The sequence below is a fragment of the Corynebacterium sp. HMSC072A02 genome (assembly GCF_001810085.1).
In the GTDB taxonomy this organism is placed as follows: domain Bacteria; phylum Actinomycetota; class Actinomycetes; order Mycobacteriales; family Mycobacteriaceae; genus Corynebacterium; species Corynebacterium hesseae.
Map to the genome: position 1 here is coordinate 1 of NZ_KV799830.1, position 18,248 is coordinate 18,248.

Genomic DNA, 18,248 nt, shown 5'->3' on the forward strand with positions numbered 1-18,248 from the left:
CATCCGGGTTGTCCGGCGTGTCGGGGTTGTCCGGAGTGCCTGGGTCCGCCGGCTTATCGCAGTTGCACTTGGTGCCAACGCGGATCTTCCGATCCTGCTTTTCCTTCGTCACCGTCTCGTTAGTCTCCGGATCGCCAACAGGCTCACCGTTGACAAGCTTCCAAGTCTTGGAAACTTCCTTCTCACCATTGACACCAGGCTGGTCCTCTTCGACCTTGCCCGCTTCGAGGTTCGGGTCGTACTCAATGATGGTCTCGTACGGAATCTCCTCGGTGTGCTTGTCCGTCAGCTCGGTCTCGTTCTCAGCCGGACCAACCTCGATGATGCGCGGGGAAGGCTTGCTGATTTCCTCAGAAGACTCCTCCTTGCTCACCTCGCCGTTATCAACAGTCACCGTGACGGTGTGCTTGATCTCACCAGGCGTACCTTCTTCGACAACCTTGGACTCGCCCGGCTCCAGGTCCGGGTTCACACGGATCTCGGTCTCGTACGGGGTCTTCTCGGTCCATTCGACGTTCTCGGTGACAGCCTCAGTCTTGGTGCCAACACGGATAATCGCGTTGGTCGGCTCCTTGGTGCGCTCGGTGGTCACGGTCGGCTCGCCGGAAGGCTTACCGTCCACGATCTTCTGAGTGGAAGTGACGACCTCAGTACCCAGCTCGCCCTGCATATCGACGACCTGCTCACCCGCCTTCAGATTCGGATCGAAGACGATCTCAGTCTCGAACGGGACAGGCTTCTCAACCGTGGTCACCACAGAGGTGTCCTCGGGTGCCGGACCGTACTCAATGATTTCATTGACCGGATCCTTGGTCTGCTTCTCCTCAGGGGTCACCGTGGCTTGGTCGCCCTTGGCGGTGAAGTCTGCGGTATAGGACTTCTCACCCGGTACACCCTTCTGAACGACCTTGATCTCACCCGGCTTCAAATCCGGATTCGGTCGGGTCTCAACATCGAATGGAACCTGAGCCTTCCACTCAACCTTCTCCGAAGCTTCGGAAGTGTCCGAAGGCTTGGTGCCAACGGTGATGACCTCATCAACCGGCTGCTTCGTGATCTCCTCGGTGATCTGCGGATCACCTGGCTTGGAGTTGACGATGTCACGCTTGATCGTCACGGTCTTCTCACCCGGTTGACCAGGCGTCGTCACCTTGGACTCACCAGCAGGCATGTTCGGGTCGTACTTCACAACAACCTTGAACGGAGCCTCAGCCTTGAAAGACTCAGTGTTCTCACCGGTCGTCTTGGTACCCACACGAATCTCGGCCGCAACCGGCTCCTTGGTGCGCTCAGTCGTCACGGTCGGCTCGCCGGAAGGCTTGCCATCCACGATCTTCTGAGTAGAAGTCTCGACATCAGTGCCGAGCTCACCCTGCTTGTCGACGACCTGCTCGCCAGCCGGCAAGGTGTTATCGAACGTAATCTTCGTTTCGAACGGCACCGGCTTCTCAGTCTTGGTTACCACAGAGGTGTCCTCAGCGCGTGGGCCATACTCTACGATGCGCTCAACAGGTTCAGTGCGGGCTTTGCTTTCCGCAACCTGTGCTTCACCGTTGGTGCCGATGAAGGTTGCAGCATAGGAAGCCTCGCCGTTTTTACCTTCCTGGACGACCCTGGTCTCGCCCGGAGCGAGGTCATTGTTCGGTCGCAGAGTCGTGCCGAATGGAATCGGTTCAGTCCACTCGACCTTATCGGTCGCCGTGGCCTGCTTGGTACCAACGGTGATGACCTCGTCGACAGGCTGCTTCGTGATCTCTTCAGAGACCGTCGGCTTACCGTCCGGGTTCGAGTTGGTGATGTTGCGCTTGATCGTCACCGTCTTCTCACCCGGAACTCCTGGCGTTGTCACCTTGGACTCACCAGCAGGCATGTTCGGGTCGTACTTCACAACAACCTTGAACGGAGCTTCCGTCTTGAAGGTCTCTGTGTTCTCACCAGTGGTCTTGCCACCAACGCGGATGATCTGCTTGACCGGAGCCTTAGTCTGCTCCTTGGTGACTACCGGGTCGCCAGAAGGTTTACCGTCGACAAGCTTTTGCTTAGTCGTAACGGTCTCTTCGCCTTCTTCACCCTTCTGGTCAATGACCTGCTTGCCAGCCTCCAGGTTCGGGTCGTACTTAACCTCAGTCTCGAACGGAACACGGTTCTTCTCAGTGAAGACCAATTCCTGATCGTCAAGGCGCGGGCCGTACTCCACGATGCGTGGCTTCGGGTCCTTGATCACGGTATCGGACGTGGTCTTCACCGTCGGAACGCCACCAGGTTCAAGCGTGGCGTCGAACTTCGCAGTGATGGTGCGTTCACCAGCTTCGCCCTCCTGAACAACCTTCACCTCACCCGGCTTGAGTGCCGGGTTCGGACGCATGATGGTATCGAAACCAGTAGCCATGGTCCAGGTCATTTCATCGGTAGCCTTTGCGGGCTTGGTACCAATGACGACGACCTCATTGACCGGAGCCTTGGTCTGCGACCACTTGCCCTTTCGGTCCTGTACCTCTGTGCCTGGAACACCTTCGGTTTCGACCTTGTAGGTACCCTGCGGGACGGTGTCATCAAACTTGTACTCAACATCAAACGGCACCTCGCGCGTCGGGGCATCCTGGATGTTGATCGGTGCATAAATCCGATCGGTGGAACCATCGGAGTAGGTAACCGTGACCGGAACCTTGATAGAATCACCCGGCTTCGCGGTCTTAGGTGCAGTAGCAATTACGTTGCCCTTGTCATCCAGGCCGACCAGCCAATTGCCGTTGGCCGTCGCGACCGTGTACGTCGGATTACCAAACTCGTTTTTATTCCCAGTTGCAGTGTAGCCATCAGCCGGAGTGATCTTGTATGGCTGATCCTCCGCCACGGTAATACCTTCAGGCAGATCAATCGTAAGCGGTGCGGTAACCGTCTCACCAGGGAACGTAGTCTCTGGCGGGTAAGTTGGATCGACCTCGAAGTTCTGGGTCAAGTTCACCACGGTGGTGACTGGAACCTCATCAGTTGAGCCATCAGGGTAGGTCACTGTCACGTTGTGTACGTGCTTGTCGCCCGGCTTTGCGGGCTTGTCGCCCGGCTTAGAGCCATCGGGCGGGGTTACGGTGACCTCACCAGTCTTCGGATCGATCCTGTAGGTCCACCCGTCAACGGTGTCCTCAGTTTTCAGCTTGTCACCGTCCATGCCGAAGGAGAATGTCGTGCCGTCCGGTGCACCGTCCCGGTTAACGGAACGCTTCACCTCGGTGCCCGGCTTGGTGGATTCGACCGGGTAAGTAGGCTTGTTGATGTCCTTCTGGTTCCCCTTGACATTAAACGGTGCATAGACCGTGTCGGTGGAACCGTCGAGGTACTTGACGGTAACAGGGACATTCACACCGTCACCAGGTCGAGCGTCCTTCGGTGCGGTAGCGGTGACGACACCGTTTTCGTCGACGCTGACCTTCCAACCATCGACGTCGGAAGGCACCTTGTAGCGCTGCGACGGATCTTTAGCTAGGTCGCGCTCGGGAATCTTTGATTCGTCCGTGATGTCAGACGTAATCACGCCACCCGGCGTCGTGGTCTGCAGCATGTACTGTGCCTCGTAAACCTGACGCATCTCTGCCACAACGACGACGGTGGCGATGGTCTTATCAGACGAGCCGTCCTTATAGGTGACACGAACAGGAATATCCGCGGAACTACCAGGAAGCGCTCGCTTGCTAATCGGGGTAGAGATCACACCCGTATCCGGGTCAATCTTTACGTCTTCCCACTTCAAATTACGCGGAGGCGCAATATAGTCCGGATCATTCGGATCCGTAATGATGGAGAATTTCGGTTCAGAAGCTTCGTGCATGTTAGTGCGGTCAACCTGGCTGACCGCCAAGTCGCCTGGTCGGCCCGTAACTGTCGGATACAAGGGATCATTCGTACGCGCGTAGGCATCGATGACCGTAAACTCTGCCGGAACGGTAGCGGTGGAACCGTCTGGGTAGGTTACTTCTACCGGAACGGTGACAGTCGTTCCGTTCTGCACAGTCACATCCGGGGTTGCGGTAACCGTACCCTTCTCATCAATGTCGAATTTCCAGTCCTGCGGCAAGTTATCAGGCAACTTGTACTTAGCGAGCTTCGGATCGGACAACATCGTATCGATATCCGAAGTCACCTTCTCCCCTGCCTTAGTCACCTGCGCAGGGTAGAAAGCGAAGTCCTTGCCGGTGCCATCACCAATAACGTTGATGGTGCCGGTCACCACCTGTGGGGTAGCGCCCGTAGCGTAGTAAGCCTTCACTGGGATGGTTAGTCGCGCGCCAGGTATAGCTGTTTCCGGAATCGTCGACGTCAGCTCACCAGTCTTTTCGTCAATAGTGACTGTCCAGTCACCATACTTGTACTCCAAATTACCGTCGGGGAAGGTATAGCGATTGGGCTTCTCGTCATCGGCGCGACCGCCCAAGCCAATCTCCGGCAAGGTTGGCTGAAGCGTAACCGTTTCATTTACGTGGCCGGATTCCGCGGTGTAGTCCGGAACCTTGATCGCATTGACGATCTGGAAGGGAACTTCAACGGTATCGGTCGTCCCATCTGGGTAGGTAGCGATAACCCTCGGCAAAATCTTGGTGTTGTTCGCAGCAGCTTCCGGCGACGTCGCCTTGACCTTCACAGTTCCGTCATCATCGACCGTTACTTTCCATCCTTCCGGAACGGACGTAGGGTCAACATCAAAAGACTTGGGCCAGACTGGGTCGTATCCCTCAAAGCTGGGCTTTAAATCAAGCTCGGAAACAAGTTCCTTACCTGCTGGGCCCTCAACCGTTCCCCTGACAGCTAATTCCGTAACCTGAGTATCGTTCGGGTCGATGACAGCGAGCAGCGGAATAATATCTTGCGAGCCATTGGAATAGGTGACGATAATACGGGGCTGAGCGAACGTGCCCGGCATCGGATTGGCTGGGGTCGTGACCGTGACGTCATAGGTGTTTGGATCTAGCTCGGCGTCCCAACCCCTATAAACGTAGCGCTTATCAAGCTTCACCTCGGCTTCGACGCCGCCGTCCTCACGTCTTCTCACTAGGTCAGCAATCTTGTCACCAACTTGCTTATAGGTAAGAGTTTGGGGCCCAGTGACAACTGTATTCGAAGTCTTATCAACGCCAGAGGTCACTGATTGCTGGACCGGAGAATACTCCGGATCGTGGAACTGGGTGTCATCGAAGCTCCACTGATAGTTGCTCACTACGTTGGCCTTATTGTAGCGAGAAAGCGAATTAGAGCTATCAAAAGCACTGCCTTCGCCGTTATTCTTCTCAGCGGCAGCTTGAAGCTGCTCCACAGAACGCGGCTTTGCTAATACGCTAAACCGCATGCCCTGCTGTTGACTCAGCTTCGTGCCCTTGTACTCCGGCATGGTGTAGAAGATATCGCCGGTAGTCTGATCGATACGCAGGCTCGACGTGCCGCCACCGGAAGCAGCGGTGTCGCTCGTTCCGATGAAGCTACCCTGGGCGTCGTAGGCCTCCACAACCATGCGGGACAGGGAATCATCCACGCCCCCGTCTTTAATCGCTGGAACGTTAATCTTGCCGACCTTGAGCTCTTCGCCCGGCCTGATCACCAGCTTTTCTCGGTTCTCCCACGATACCGAGATCGGATTACATTCGATGTTCTCGCTCGGCCACGGGTTTACGACGGCTGTAAAGTTTGCGTTGCCTCCCTGGGTGGCCCTAACCTTTGGGTCGGGATTCTCCTGCTTATAGTTGCCCTGCCAGGCGTAACGAACCGGGTTAGCGGCAGTGGCCTCAGCGAACTGCTTGACTTTCGCATCGGTCAGTTCCGCATAGAGGTTCAGGTTTCGCTGTGGGCCAGAAGCAGTAATACCGAGGATTTCGTCGGCCTTGTGGGTAACTACCTTGTCAACAAAGGTTTGACCAGCATCCGTGGCGGGAATTTGAGCTGCATCGAGGTACGTGCCCATCCTACCTCCGCTGGTAAAGCTCCAATCAGCGAACGTGCGGTCCTTCGAATTATCAAAGGCGACGCTCAAACCCCACCGGGTTTTGTCGGGGCTGCTCGCGCTCGGCTCCAAGGTTTTCCAGCTGAAACCAGCCTGGCTACCCTGCGGAGCGTTCTCCGAGACAACACACGAACCGGCCGGCAGGTCGGAGGCTTTCTGGGCATCCTGCTCCACCGCTCCCGACTTGTCGCGGATGCCGCCAGTGAACGGAGCGGCGGTGGCCTCGGGCATCACGGTGTTAAAAGAGGTGATGCTCAGCCCACTGAGCGCGAGTGTAATAGCAGAAAGAGCTGCCATCCCTTTACGGGAAGAGCGTCGCCGAGCGGTGTCGTTCCTTGATGCATTCATTCCTTAGGTCCTTTCAAAGGCAGTACCCTGCTCCACCCCACAGTGCGGAAACCCGAAAGTCGCAGAGACTTCTCAAGACAGTTCCTCACAGATTCCCTAGAGGATAGACAGGAAAAAGGCAGGTGAACGCTAAAAAGGATACCCTCCCACACATAAAGTCGCAATAAAAAACGGATTTTACCTGCACTTTTTAAAAATAAACACACAACTATATGGCAAGTATAGATTTCCCAGAATTGCCAGCCTTGTGAGATACTCTCCGGTTTCTGCACGTAGAGGGCGGGCGGTACTGGGAGACGTCGCCAAGCAGGGCGTGTTCATGGCCGCTTTATGCAGCCCCTTATCAACACCCCAGGTGGCTAGGCCCTACCCCTTATGCTTGCTTCCCTTATGATTCCTCATGGACCAAATCCGAACCACCGGAAGAGTTGGAGTCGCCTTCTTCATTGAGGTTCTGCATGAGGTTGGCCTCCATCCAGGCGCGTACGGTCTCCTCAAAGTCCTCGGAGTTCTCCACTTCCTCCACGACTTCATCGAGGTCCTGCGCGGTGAGGAACTTGGTAAAGGAGGCAACTTCTAGCTTCTCATCGCGGTTAAATAGCCCGTCTTGGTAGACCACGACGTAATTCTGTGGAAGCTCCGGCTTTGAATTAGGGCAGCCTTCGGCACCGGCAGGCTCCACGACGGAGACCTCCGGGGGCAGCGAGGCCATGAGCGCGACGTGGGTGCGCTCCAAAAAGTCCACGTCCTTCGTGCCCTCATCCTGGGCGGCCACGTAGTCCTTGGAAATTGAGCGGGCTTCCTCCGGGTTGTAGACGCTTAAGAATTCACCCGTGCAGCCGACGAAGAAGTTGCCGTTAGTGCTGACCCCGCTGACGTGCTCACCGCCCCGACGCACCAGCATGTTTTCCTGAGAAACGGTGGCCGCGCGCCCCTCATCGCGGAGGGTCTGGCGGTAGATTTCCGCCAAAACACGCTGTTCATGGGATGTCGGGTCGATCATGATGGTGATTGGCGCCGAGGCAACAGGCTTGGGGTCTGGCTTGGGCTCATATCCCGAGCAGGCGCTAAGCGACGCCCCCACAACCCCCACCAAGGCCACCCCAGCAACGCGGGAGAAGGTTCGGGAACGTGAGGTTTCGCGGGGCATCAAGATAGGGCGCATTCTTTCTCTTAAACCAGACATGGAGCAGGACATAAACCACAACATGTCACTACTGTGCAGCTGCAGCGCTTCAGGCGCAGCATCTGGCTGAATTTTACACATCCCATTGCCCTGACGCGGTGTGGCTCTCCTCAGCCACGGGCGACTAGACTGGTGCGGGTTATGACTAGCGCTATTACTGAATCTTCCGTTCGCGACGCGCTCACCCGCGTCGATGACCCAGAAATCGGTCGCCCCATCACTGAGCTTGGCATGGTGAAGTCCGTGACCGTCACCGGCTCGGACGTGGATATCGAGCTTTATCTCACCATCGCGGGCTGCCCGATGAAGAGCACCATCGAGTCCAATACCCGCGCAGCCGTTTCCGAACTAGACGGGGTCGGCGAGATCACCATCTCCATGACACCGATGAGCGATGAGCAGCGTAAAGAGCTCAAGCAGAAGCTGCGCGGCGGACAGGCCGAGCCGGAGATCCCCTTTGCCAAGCCCGAGTCCACCACCCGCGTCTTCGCGGTGGCCTCCGGCAAGGGCGGCGTGGGTAAGTCCTCCGTCACGGTGAACTTGGCCGCTGCCTTGGTAAACAAGGGCCTCAAGGTCGGCATCGTCGACGCCGATATCTACGGCCACTCCGTGCCCAGCCTGCTGGGTTCCACGGCGGGCCCCACAGTGCTTGACGACGAAATGCTGCTTCCCCCCGTCTCCCACGGCATCAAGCACATCTCGATTGGCCAGTTCGTGGAGGGTAACGCGCCCGTCGTCTGGCGCGGGCCCATGCTCCACCGCGCCCTCCAGCAGTTCCTCGCGGACGTCTTCTGGGGTGACTTGGATGTGCTCCTGTTGGACCTGCCGCCGGGTACTGGCGACGTCGCACTGTCGGTGGCCCAGCTCATCCCCAACGCCGAGCTGCTGATTGTGACCACCCCGCAGGCGGCCGCGGCCGAGGTGGCCGAGCGCGCCGGTTCCATCTCGCAACAAACGCGCCAGCGCGTGGCCGGCGTGATTGAGAACATGGGTGCGATGGTCATGCCGGACGGCTCCACCATGGACATCTTCGGTTCCGGTGGCGGCAGCGTGGTGGCCGAGCGCCTCAGCGTACTGCTGGGCCACGAGGTTCCCCTGCTGGCCAGCATCCCGCTCGATCCGAGCCTGCGCGCCGCCGGCGACGCCGGAACCCCCATCGTCATCTCCGCGCCCGACTCCCCCGCTACGCAAGCCATCACCAAGGTGGCGGATTCCATTGCGGTGCGCTCCGATTCCCTCGTGGGCAAGAAGCTCGGCTTGGGCGTGACCCGCAAGAACTAATCGGGCCTTAGGTGACATCCTCCCAGGAGGAGCTGCCCTCGCCGGCGGATGCATTCCCGCCGCGCGGGGGCTGTGTCGTTTTCTTGTTAGTCGCTCGCTCTTCCACGGACTGCTGCGCACCCAGGTCCGGGTAGACCTGCGAATAATCAAACGTCGGCCGCGCGGGGTTCTCCTGTGGCGCGGGCTGCGCTGGTCTCTGCGGCGCGGGTTGGTTGTTTACTTCTGCGTCGTGCTCGTACGGGCTGGTGCTCTTCTTGATGTCCTCAGCCATCTTTTTCGGGTTGAAATCGTCCCAGGCGGACTCGTCGCCGTCGAAAAGCGCCTTGGTGATAACCCCGCGCGGCCCCATGCGCGTCCACTCCGCCGCCTGGCTCAGCGGTACGCGAAGGTCATCGAACTCCGCGCCGAGACCGCTCATCTCACCGTTGAGCTCCGCCTTAGCATTGGCAATTGCTTTACGCGCCGCATAAATCGCCGCACGCACGTCCATGATCACACCGGGCAAGCGCTCGGGGCCGATGATCACCAGACCCAGCAGCACGATGACAAGGATCTCTACCCAACCAATTGAGGAAAACACGAAACTATCTTAACTACTTCGCTAATGGTGACAGGGCGACGGGCGCGCGGAAGGCTTCGGGGCTTATAAGTCAGCCCCGCTGGTTATGCCGGATGGCGCGCACAACCATCTCCACCTTGTCAAGGAAGTCTTGGCGAGGCCGATGCGCGGGCATCTCCGCGTCCGGCCCAGGCCCAGCGCCCTGATTAGCAATACCCGCAAGTTTAGCCATGAGGGAATCCGGCGCCTTGACGTGGGAATCCACGCTGCATTCCCGAATCCATTCGGCGGCATTGCGCTGGTGGTGAATGTCCGCACGGCACTCCGCACAGTGCACGAGATGAACGCGCACGCGGTGGGCATACTTGGCCGGCATTTCACCGTCGACAAAGGCGACGACCGCCTCGGGCCCCAAATGGCCGATCGTATCCGCGCGCTGAGCGCGTGACTTGGCTTTATCGCGGACTTTGGCTTGGGCCTCAGTAAAGAATCCGGACAAGCCTAGGGAGTGGCCATGATCCTGATCCCCCGAGGACTTCTTATGCCCTGATTCCTTCACCTCAACGTCACCTCAACTCAGCGCGTGCTTTAAACCTTCACTTAGCTGCGAGTTTCGCAGTCCTAAGGCTAAACGCTGCCCAGTCTAGCGCGTGCGCAGCAGGCTGCGGGTGTCCGCGTTGGTCTGTGCTTCCTTTTCCAATGCGGCGCGCAACTGGGAGCGGCCACGGTGGATTCGAGAGCGCACGGTACCCATCTTCACGCCGAGAGTTTCGGCGATTTCGTCGTAGCTCATGCCAACGACATCACAGAGCACCACCGCAACACGAAAGTCAGGTGCAAGGTTATCCAGTGCCGATTGCAACGCCGGGTCGAGGTTAGCCACCGAGTAGGCCTGCTCCGGGGTCATGTCAGTGCCGGGGACACGCTCATAATCCTCCGGCAAGGCCTCCATGCGGATTTTGGAGCGGTGGCGGACCATGTCCAAGAAGAGGTTCGTGGTAATGCGGTGCAGCCAGCCCTCAAAGGTTCCGGCCTGGTACTTATTCAAAGAGCGGAAGACACGCATGAAAGTCTCCTGCGTAAGATCCTCAGCGTCATGCTGGTTACCGGAGAGGCGGTAGGCCAAACGGTAGACACCATCAGCATGTTCGGCAACGAGTTCCCCCCAAGAGGGCATATCACCCTGGCCAGCGTCGAACGCTGCGGTTCCGGTCAGCTCTTGGGCTTCTGCGTTCTCGGAAGAGCTGACGGTGGAAGAAGAATCACGAGTGCTTTGAGCGGGCTCAACACTGCGCTGCTGTGTGGTCATGAGGATTATCATTCTATAGTGCGGGCCGAAACTCCAGCCAGCGCACTGTGAGCAGCCTGTGAATCCGTCACTCCTCTTACATGCGCTTCTTGTGCCACACGGAGAGGACAATCGCGGGCGATTCTCGGCGCGCAGCTGCAGCGAGTTCACTATGGTTTTCTATTGTGACTACTACGGCTTATGACGCAATGCGAACCTATATCGAATCCACCAGCGAGAGCTCTGAGGTACTCGCCGCCGCCCGCGCCCACGCGGAGGAGTACGGACTTCCTTCGCCGGATGAGGCCACCGGCCAACTGCTCAGCACGCTCGCCGCGGTTTCTTCCGGTACCGCCTCCCGCCCCCAAGCGGTGGCGATTACCCCCGCTGCCTCTGTCGTGGGCCTTTACCTGTTGGCGGGGATGCCGGACAACGGAATCCTGACATGCATTGACCCAGAGGCCGAGCACCAGGCCAGCGCTAAGCAGGCCTTCCGCGATGCCGGCTACTCCCCTAGCCGCGGGCGCTTCCTTCCTTCCCGCCCCCTCGACATCATGGGCCGCTTGGCTAATGACACATACCAGGTGATTTACGCCGAGGTCCCCGCCCTCGACATGCCTGCGCTTCTCAAGGCAGCTTGGCCTCTGCTCCATCAGCACGGCACCTTGGTGTTGGCCAATGCGCTTCTCGACGGCACCGTGGCCGACCCCTCCCGCACCGACCGCGACACCGCCGCCGCCCGCGAGGCCGACGAGTTTGCTCGCTCCCTCGACGACGCCGCCGTCACCCGCTTACCCTATGGCGCGGGCCTGACACTCATCACGAAGCTCTAGCCCACCAAGCACCACAAAAGCGGGCGCGAAGGTGGCAATCACACCACCTGCACGCCCGCTTTCGGTGCAGAGATAGCGCGGCTTAGACCCTGACGTTCTTGCCCACGACAACCACGCCGCCTTCGGAGACCTTGAAGCGTTCCTCATCGCGCTCGCGGTCCACGCCGATGATGGCACCATCACTGACCACCACGTTCTTGTCCAGAATGGCGTGGCGAACCACCGCACCGCGGCCAATGCGCACACCCGGCAGGATGACGGAGCCTTCCACCGTCGCCCCATCCGCCACGTGCACATCCGAAGCTAGGACGGAGTTGCGCACCGTACCACCGGAAATGATGCAACCCGGAGCCACCATCGAGGACTGCGCAATACCGTTCTGCACAAACTTCGCCGGCGGGAAGTTGGAGTCATCCGTGGAATGAATAGGCCACGAACGGTTGTACAGGTTGAAGATTGGGTGCACCGAAATCATGTCCATGTGCGCCTCATAGAAGGAGTCGATGGTACCGACGTCACGCCAGTAGCCATGGTCACGCTCCGTGGAACCGGGTACTTCGTTAGCCATGAAGTCATAGACGTGCGCCTGATCGCGCTTCACGAAGTAAGGGATAATGTTGCCGCCCATGTCGTGGGCGGAATCCTCATCCTTTTCGTCTTCCAGCAACGCGTCGATAAGCGCCTGCGTGGTGAAGACGTAGTTGCCCATAGAGGCATAGGTCATGTTCGGGTCATCCGGGGTCGCCGGAGGATTGGCAGGCTTCTCGACGAACTCCGTGATCGTGCCCATCCCATCCGCCTGAATGCAGCCAAAGGCGGAAGCCTCCGAGCGCGGGACGCGGATACCCGCCACCGAGCAATCCAGACCGGTGGCGATGTGCTCTTCCACCATCTGGGCCGGGTCCATGCGGTAGACGTGGTCGGCGCCGAAGACGATGACATAGTCCGGCTTTTCGTCATAAATCAGGTTCAGCGACTGCAGGATGGCATCGGCCGAACCGTTGTACCAGCGCTTACCACGACGCTGCTGAGCCGGCACGGAAGCGATGTACTGCGGGGTGGGTCCAGACAGGTTCCACGCTTGGGAAATGTGGCGGTCCAGAGAATGGGACTTGTACTGGGTCAGCACCGCAATCTTGAGGAAACCGGCGTTGACAAGATTGGACAGCACGAAATCGATCAGGCGATAGGAACCGCCGAACGGAACGGCGGGCTTAGCGCGGTCTTCCGTCAGAGGAAAAAGGCGCTTTCCCTCACCGCCGGCAAGGACAATGGCAAGGACATTTGGAAGGCTTCTCACATCACCCAATCTATAGACGTTTTCTGGATCGCGCAGTCGAAGAGTGCTTGTTTTTACCCCCTTTTGATTGCCTCTCGCCTCCCCCGCAGGCCTACGCGCCACATGGCCTCTCAAGGTTTAGCGCGAGCTGTGGATAATCCGTATTCTGGCGGTTATGAGAGCCGGAATTTTTTCTAAGGAGTATCCGCCGGAGATTTATGGCGGAGCGGGCGTCCACGTTGCAGAGCTCACGCGCTTCATGCGCGAGATCATCGATGTTTCAGTTCACTGCATGGGTTCTGAGCGCGACGAGAAGGATGTGTTTGTGCATGGCGTTGATCCCTCGTTGAAGGAGGCTAACGCCGCACTGCAGACACTCTCCACAGGGCTGCGCATGGCCAACGCCGCCTCCGATATTGATGTGGCTCACTCCCACACCTGGTACACGGGACTGGGTGGGCACCTTGCCAGCCGCCTGTACGGCATCCCCCACGTGGTCACCGCACACTCGCTCGAACCCCACCGCCCGTGGAAGCGCGAACAGCTTGGTGGTGGCTATGAGATCTCCTCGTGGTCGGAAAAGAACGCCATGGAGTACGCTGACGCCGTCATCGCGGTGTCGGCCGGAATGAAGGACTCAATCTTGGATGCATACCCCCGCATCGACGCCGACAAGGTCCACGTGGTCCTCAACGGCATCGATACTCAGGTATGGCAACCGGGTGAGTCGGCGGTGCTGGATAAGTTGGGCGTCGACAAGCAGCGTCCCATCGTCGCCTTCGTGGGGCGGATCACCCGGCAGAAGGGCGTCAAGCACCTGCTGAAGGCTGCCCAGAACTTTGACCAAGACATTCAGCTTGTGCTGTGTGCCGGCGCACCCGATACGCCGGAGATTGCAGCGGAGACCGAGGCCCTCGTGGAGGAGCTGCGCGCCCAGCGTGACGGCGTGTTCTGGGTCAAGGACATGCTCTCGCGCGAGGAGATTAAGCAGGTCTACTCCGGCGCCGATGTGTTCGTCTGCCCCTCAATTTATGAGCCTTTGGGAATCGTCAACCTTGAGGCAATGGCTTGTGGCACCGCCGTGGTGGCGTCCAATGTGGGCGGCATCCCCGAGGTCGTTGTGGACGGCGAAACTGGTGTTTTGGTCAACTATGACGCAGATGACGACGCCACCTTTGAAGCCGATCTTGCCGCCGCCGTGAACCGCGTTGCTGCCGATAAAGAGCTGGCACAACGCTTCGGTGCTGCGGGCCGCCAGCGCGCCATCGAGGACTTCTCGTGGGCTACCATCGCGCAGCAGACCGTGGACATTTACCGCTCGTTAATGTAGGAAGGACTGCCGTGACGCATAAAGAAACGCACCATCGCCCAGAACTTCACTTCGTTCCCGATAGCGGGATCCTCGACGCCCCCGCAGGAATCGTCCGGGACGGTCATACCTGGCATCTGTTCCACCAGTACCGCCCTGACGCTGGCCAGCCTGCGCGCTGGGGCCATTCCACCTCCGAGGAAACAGCCTTCGCGTGGCTGGACTGCGACGACGTCCTCGCCCCCGTCGGTGGCGAGCTGTCACTACGCGCAGGCTCAGTGGCGGAGGGCAAGGACGCCCTCAACCTTTATTTCACCTCGGTGACCTCGGTGGGCACCAGCGTGCGCTTGGCGCGGTATACCGACTACGCCGATGAATGCATCGTGTCTGATGACCCTTCTGCGCTCGATCCGGATGTCGTCCGCTTTGGGGAGGCCGTGGGCGCCCACACCAACTATGACCGCTTCCGCTCGCCTTCCGTGGTCCCGGATTGGGCCAAGGAAGACCGCGAAGAGGGACACGATGGCTGGCTGATGCTGGCGCTGACCGGTCATTCCGATGCCCCTATGCCGGTAATTCTGGACAGCCCCAATGGCGAATCTTGGACTCTTCTTGGGCCCTTGAGCTTCGACGGCGACCCTGGCTTCGAAGACGGCGAAGTCCCGGCTACCTCCCCCATCCCGCCGGTGGTGTCACCGCGCTTGGTGCGCCTTCGTGACGAGGTAGATAGGGAAATCTACGATGTCCTCTTCGTCACCTTAGAGCGCGAGGGCCGCGACGTTTCTGGCTACATCGTGGGCCGCCTCGACGGCACCGTGTTCACCGTGGCACGAGGTTTCCAGCGCGTGGACTATGGCCATGACTTCTCCCGGCCACGCAACACCAACACCACGACCGGAACGATTCCGCAGGAGCGCCGCTACGACCGCGCAGTCATCCTCGGCCTGCTCAATGGCAATGGCCGCGGTGATGACGCTACCAAGCACCCCACGTGGGAGGCTGAGGACTGGGCTAATAGCTTGTCACTGCCACGTGCAGTCACGCTGCAGGGCGGTGTGCTCTACCAGACTCCGGCGGAGGGGCTGCCAGATGCTGTGAAGCTCTCGGACTACGCACGGTCTTGGACAGGCGTATTGGAGGTACCGGCGGGCTCGAGCGTGACCGTCACGCTGAAGGATGGCTCCGGTGACGCCGCTGCGGTCATCCGCCACACGGGCGAGGAAATCAGCTTGGACCGCTCCATGTCGAAGGCCTTCGACAACTACTTCAAGGACTCCGCCCCAGCAGTGGCCAAGCTGGCCGAGGGCGATTCGGATACCCTCACCGTCATTCAGGACGGTGCCAGCGTTGAGGTGTTCGTAGACGGCGGATTGGTCGCCATGAGCTCCCGCGTCTACTTCGAGGGTGGTTGCTCTGCTATCGAGGTCAGCACCGAGGGCGAGGCTACTATTGAGCAGTCCTGGAACAGGAAGGGCACCAAGCTCTCTTAAGAGCATCGAACGACGATTATAGAAGGAGGCCCAGGGCGACTGGGCCTCCTTTTGTGTGCGGGCCCACTGTGAAGTACCAGACCCGTAGCGCCCCTGTGCCCGCGGTCATCTTTTCTCGCGCATGACTCATCAGTTCCACTCGCTCCCCTTCCTCCCTTCGCTCTCACCGGGAGCGGTCTTGGCGGCTGATCGAGGCTCTTGGTGAGCGCGAAGGGAGGAGTCGAGGGGAGGATTCGAGGGGAGGGGTCAGCGAAATAGCCAGCGCGTCAACGCAAGCTCCAGATCACAGTGAGCAAAAAGACCCGGGGTGGTTGCTTCACAGGCCGCCCCGCCCTTCGCGCTCACCGAAGAGCTAAAACCTTCCGACGGACCCACTGCCGGTGAGCGCGAAGGGTCGTTCTGAAGAGAGGAGGCCTGTTCCGAAGAAAGAAGGGCCGTTCCCCGGGGCTGAAAAGCAAGGGCTGGCAATGAGAAGCCGAGCGCAAGCGATGAGTTAGGCCGAGCGCAAACGATCCAGACGGGCGTGGGCCGTCACAGTCAACGTCTGCGGCAAGGAGGCCATGCGCTCTGCCAGCTCTTCCGGACTAATGTGGCGCGCCGAGGGGCTCATCCCTACCTGCGCGGCGATGGACGCCTTGTCCAAGACGATGGGGAAAGAAATATCGACCGGATCCGCTGCCTGCTTAAGGAACCCTTCCGCCTGGGCGTAGAGGCGATCCACCTTGCCTTCTTCCACGCCGAGAATTCCCAGCGGCTCTCGCAGCTCATCCAGGTGACCGGACTGCGGGGTCAAGACGATGACCTCCCCGCCGGGTGCGAGAACGCGCTGGAACTCCGCCGGATTGCGCGGCGCGAAGACCACCGAGATGGCATGGATCGAATCATCCTTCAAGGGCAGGCGTTCCCACACATCCGCAACCACGGCGCCGACGCGCTCGTGCGATTTGGCCAAGTGCTTAGCCGCATGCGTAGAGATATCGAGGCCCACGCCGCGAGCGCCCTCAATCGAATCGAGCGTGTGCGCCAGGTAATAACCCGTGCCGGCGCCTACCTCCAGGAGCGAGGGGGCGGTGTCCTCATTCAGGCCTGCTTGCTGAGCCGCGTCCTGACTCTCCAAAGAATCTTGCACCGCTCCAGTGACTGCCTCCACGAAGGGCGCGAAATGCCCCATAGCCAGGTAGGTTTCACGGGCGGTGACCATCGCGGCATCGTCACCTTGATGCTTCAGACCCGCACCAGCTGCCAACGTGACGTAGCCTTGCTTGGCCACGTCATAGGAATGGCCGGTCTCCGACACGAGGCGGGAAAAATCATCTGCGCCCTCAAGGGCGCTGCCATCGGCGGGATCGGCCAGAATATCGACGATATGTGAAAGCATGCTCCCTAGACTAGCTAGAAACTGCTACGAGGAGTGAACCCAACTCCGCTGCTTCTTCTTTGCTGAGCTCAATAACAATGCGCCCACCCCCGTCAGAAGGAATGCGCATGACGATCTTGCGGGACTCCTCTACCGCTTCCATCTCTCCACCAGTGGTACGGGGCTTCATCGCTGCCATATTGAGTCTCCTTCGACTGTATTTTGTACGTCCTTCTAGTTTAGCTCTTTTTCGGCCGCCGGCGGCAGACTCGTCGTTGTAGGCTCGGCCTAGGCTTGAACCGAAGGTTCTGAAGGTTCGCCCGATGACGCCGCCTTGGCACCCCAATGGCGCTCCACTGCCGCCAACAGGGCATCCACTTGGTCCTGGCGGTAGCCGCGCGCAACCACGTCAAAGCGCAGGTCATCGAAGCGCCCCTCCTCGAGGGCCCGAAGATTCTCTCGATCGGTATCCACGGCCTTGTCGGGAGCGCCCATGACAGGCCCCCGGCCCACGAAGCTTCCCCACGCCCACGTGCCGATGATGATGAGGGCAATGAGCACCACGATAAGAAGAATCCAGGACATCATGCGCTAAATCCTACCCAGCAATGGTGGCCTTTGGGCAACAGGCCCAACCACGCCAGCACGGGACAGGATGGTGCGCGCAACCACATCGGCCATCGGGGCCAGCTCCTCCAATGGTCGGTTACGGTGGGTGCGGGTGCCCAGGTCAACCTCGGCGAGGGCATAGGGGCCATAGCGCTTGGCGACGTCTATCAGCAGCCCCGCTTCCACCCCGTACCCTTCCACGAACGGCAGCTCCATGGCGGCCGCGCGTCTTAAGGAGTATTCGCCGCCGAGTGGTTGGTCAATGTATGCGAGCTCTGGGAAGAACTGTCGCAAAAGCGGCTTGGCGGTCAGCTCGGTCACGCGCCCGCCACCCGTGGGCTTTCCTTGAAAGCTGCGCTGGTAACGCGCCTTAACCATCTGGATGTGCGGATCGATGAAAGGCTCTGTGAGCGCGGAAACCATTCCGGGCGCGGCGGATTCCAGGTCCGCATCGATGAAGACAACGATGTCGCCCTCAGCTGCCGCCACGCCGCGCCAGAGGGACTCACCCTTGCCTGGTCGGGGCTTCTCAGGCAGGATCTCCCGCCAATTGAGCACCTGAGCCCCTGCCGCCTGTGCCTCAGCCGCAGTTTCATCGCTCGAGTCCGCATCAATAACGATGACCTCTTGAGGTTCATCCGCCAGGCAAGCACGCACCACGTGCGCGACTGTACGCTCCTCATTGAGCGCAGGGATAACCACAGAAACGCTGTCGGTCATGGC

Annotated in this window: 14 protein-coding genes; 4 read left to right on the plus strand and 10 right to left on the minus strand. The window is 59.5% G+C overall.

The genetic code is table 11. The features are described 5' to 3' along the window. Nucleotides 1-6,283: G5 domain-containing protein (locus HMPREF2698_RS03350; RefSeq protein WP_070562081.1), on the minus strand; the 6,283-nt coding region annotated here is incomplete at its 3' end. Between the two features lie 439 nt (nucleotides 6,284-6,722). Next, entirely contained in the window at nucleotides 6,723-7,499 is a 777-nt protein-coding gene (locus tag HMPREF2698_RS03355; protein WP_070562082.1) for a hypothetical protein, read from the minus strand. Between the two features lie 162 nt (nucleotides 7,500-7,661). Here HMPREF2698_RS03355 and HMPREF2698_RS03360 point away from each other — a divergent pair, with 162 nt between their 5' ends. Beyond that, nucleotides 7,662-8,801, plus strand: coding sequence for an Mrp/NBP35 family ATP-binding protein (locus HMPREF2698_RS03360; RefSeq protein WP_210384655.1), 1,140 nt, complete (start codon nucleotides 7,662-7,664; stop codon nucleotides 8,799-8,801). Nucleotides 8,802-8,808: 7 nt separating this feature from the next. Here the strand turns inward: HMPREF2698_RS03360 and HMPREF2698_RS03365 are convergent, their stop codons facing one another. The 3 genes from HMPREF2698_RS03365 to sigE form a co-directional block, all read right to left on the minus strand. Continuing rightward, complete coding sequence (locus HMPREF2698_RS03365; protein WP_070524949.1) at nucleotides 8,809-9,381, minus strand: twin-arginine translocase TatA/TatE family subunit; 573 nt, start codon at nucleotides 9,379-9,381, stop codon at nucleotides 8,809-8,811. A gap of 70 nt (nucleotides 9,382-9,451) precedes the next feature. Beyond that, complete coding sequence (locus tag HMPREF2698_RS03370; protein ID WP_070562086.1) at nucleotides 9,452-9,919, minus strand: anti-sigma factor family protein; 468 nt, start codon at nucleotides 9,917-9,919, stop codon at nucleotides 9,452-9,454. A gap of 84 nt (nucleotides 9,920-10,003) precedes the next feature. After that, the gene (gene sigE, locus HMPREF2698_RS03375; RefSeq protein WP_070562087.1) at nucleotides 10,004-10,669 is read right to left on the minus strand and encodes an RNA polymerase sigma factor SigE; all 666 of its coding nucleotides are present in this window, start codon (nucleotides 10,667-10,669) and stop codon (nucleotides 10,004-10,006) included. Between the two features lie 164 nt (nucleotides 10,670-10,833). On the opposite strand from sigE, the gene HMPREF2698_RS03380 reads away from it, so the two are divergent. Then, complete coding sequence (locus tag HMPREF2698_RS03380) at nucleotides 10,834-11,481, plus strand: O-methyltransferase (protein ID WP_070524945.1); 648 nt, start codon at nucleotides 10,834-10,836, stop codon at nucleotides 11,479-11,481. An 82-nt stretch (nucleotides 11,482-11,563) separates the two neighbouring features. Here HMPREF2698_RS03380 and glgC read toward each other — a convergent pair whose 3' ends face one another. Continuing rightward, nucleotides 11,564-12,781 (minus strand): glucose-1-phosphate adenylyltransferase, encoded by a 1,218-nt coding sequence (gene glgC, locus HMPREF2698_RS03385; protein WP_070562089.1) that lies wholly within the window; start codon nucleotides 12,779-12,781, stop codon nucleotides 11,564-11,566. Nucleotides 12,782-12,935: 154 nt separating this feature from the next. Here glgC and glgA point away from each other — a divergent pair, with 154 nt between their 5' ends. Continuing rightward, nucleotides 12,936-14,090, plus strand: a complete 1,155-nt coding sequence (glgA, locus tag HMPREF2698_RS03390) for a glycogen synthase (protein WP_070562091.1) — start codon at nucleotides 12,936-12,938, stop codon at nucleotides 14,088-14,090. An 11-nt stretch (nucleotides 14,091-14,101) separates the two neighbouring features. After that, complete coding sequence (locus HMPREF2698_RS03395) at nucleotides 14,102-15,559, plus strand: GH32 C-terminal domain-containing protein (protein ID WP_070562092.1); 1,458 nt, start codon at nucleotides 14,102-14,104, stop codon at nucleotides 15,557-15,559. A gap of 493 nt (nucleotides 15,560-16,052) precedes the next feature. Here the strand turns inward: HMPREF2698_RS03395 and HMPREF2698_RS03400 are convergent, their stop codons facing one another. The 4 genes from HMPREF2698_RS03400 to HMPREF2698_RS03415 form a co-directional block, all read right to left on the minus strand. Further along, nucleotides 16,053-16,937, minus strand: a complete 885-nt coding sequence (locus HMPREF2698_RS03400; RefSeq protein WP_070562095.1) for a methyltransferase domain-containing protein — start codon at nucleotides 16,935-16,937, stop codon at nucleotides 16,053-16,055. 10 nt (nucleotides 16,938-16,947) lie between these two features. After that, on the minus strand, nucleotides 16,948-17,115 hold the full coding sequence (locus tag HMPREF2698_RS03405; RefSeq protein ID WP_010187237.1) for a DUF3117 domain-containing protein: 168 nt from the start codon (nucleotides 17,113-17,115) through the stop codon (nucleotides 16,948-16,950). 89 nt (nucleotides 17,116-17,204) lie between these two features. Next, a complete protein-coding gene (locus HMPREF2698_RS03410) occupies nucleotides 17,205-17,504 on the minus strand; it encodes a DivIVA domain-containing protein (protein ID WP_070530397.1) in 300 nt (99 codons plus the stop codon). A gap of 3 nt (nucleotides 17,505-17,507) precedes the next feature. Continuing rightward, entirely contained in the window at nucleotides 17,508-18,245 is a 738-nt protein-coding gene (locus tag HMPREF2698_RS03415; RefSeq protein WP_070562097.1) for a glucosyl-3-phosphoglycerate synthase, read from the minus strand. Between the last annotated feature and the right edge of the window lie 3 nt (nucleotides 18,246-18,248).

Excerpts from the sequence above, each read along its gene's own strand:
- HMPREF2698_RS03355 (WP_070562082.1), bottom strand. The coding sequence starts at position 7,499 with ATGCGCCCTATCTTGATGCCCCGCGAAACCTCACGTTCCCGAACCTTC.
- HMPREF2698_RS03360 (WP_210384655.1), top strand. The coding sequence starts at position 7,662 with ATGACTAGCGCTATTACTGAATCTTCCGTTCGCGACGCGCTCACCCGC.
- sigE (WP_070562087.1), bottom strand. The coding sequence starts at position 10,669 with ATGACCACACAGCAGCGCAGTGTTGAGCCCGCTCAAAGCACTCGTGAT.
- glgA (WP_070562091.1), top strand. The coding sequence starts at position 12,936 with ATGAGAGCCGGAATTTTTTCTAAGGAGTATCCGCCGGAGATTTATGGC.
- HMPREF2698_RS03400 (WP_070562095.1), bottom strand. The coding sequence starts at position 16,937 with ATGCTTTCACATATCGTCGATATTCTGGCCGATCCCGCCGATGGCAGC.
- HMPREF2698_RS03405 (WP_010187237.1), bottom strand. The coding sequence starts at position 17,115 with ATGGCAGCGATGAAGCCCCGTACCACTGGTGGAGAGATGGAAGCGGTA.
- HMPREF2698_RS03410 (WP_070530397.1), bottom strand. The coding sequence starts at position 17,504 with ATGATGTCCTGGATTCTTCTTATCGTGGTGCTCATTGCCCTCATCATC.
- HMPREF2698_RS03415 (WP_070562097.1), bottom strand. The coding sequence starts at position 18,245 with ATGACCGACAGCGTTTCTGTGGTTATCCCTGCGCTCAATGAGGAGCGT.